At 48.6% G+C, this 619-nt stretch carries 2 tRNA genes and 1 rRNA gene; all 3 read right to left on the bottom strand.

The features are described from left to right. Positions 1-176 precede the first annotated feature (176 nt). A tRNA-Ala gene (locus ABRZ26_RS25060) sits at positions 177-252 on the bottom strand. Positions 253-375: 123 nt separating this feature from the next. Beyond that, positions 376-452 (bottom strand) — tRNA-Ile (locus tag ABRZ26_RS25055). A gap of 73 nt (positions 453-525) precedes the next feature. After that, positions 526-619, bottom strand: a 16S ribosomal RNA gene (locus ABRZ26_RS25050); the annotation flags it as partial.

Here is a 619-nt window from a genome sequence, read left to right as displayed (position 1 = left end):
AGGTGTCTTTCGACATCATCGCGCTGTGATTTTTGAGAGACTCTGACACAACAAAATCACTACCCTTGCGGATAATGTTCAGCTGTATCGTTTCAAATTTCAGCTTGTTCCAGATTGTTAAAGAGCAAAATACTTCGCAGCATACTGTCGCCAATACGCTCTGAAGTCTTTTTTAATGGTGGAGCTATGCGGGATCGAACCGCAGACCTCCTGCGTGCAAAGCAGGCGCTCTCCCAGCTGAGCTATAGCCCCATGACTTACAGATACCTTGAGATACCACTCGTGAGAGAGTTAATTCTTTTCCAGGCAAGGCGTGCAATGGCGAAGCATACTCCAGTATGCGAGGCATTTCACAACGCAGCATGGGAAAGAATTTGGTAGGCCTGAGTGGACTTGAACCACCGACCTCACCCTTATCAGGGGTGCGCTCTAACCACCTGAGCTACAAGCCTATTAAGGTATTTCTGCTCGTTATTTTCATCAGACAATCTGTGTGGACACTGCACTGCCCTAAAGGCTCTTTGGTAAGGAGGTGATCCAACCGCAGGTTCCCCTACGGTTACCTTGTTACGACTTCACCCCAGTCATGAATCACAAAGTGGTAAGCGCCCCCCCGAAG

The sequence above is a fragment of the Brenneria sp. L4-2C genome (genome assembly GCF_040240335.1).
In the GTDB taxonomy this organism is placed as follows: Bacteria; Pseudomonadota; Gammaproteobacteria; order Enterobacterales; family Enterobacteriaceae; genus Brenneria.
This window is presented reverse-complemented; position numbering and strand designations above follow the sequence as displayed.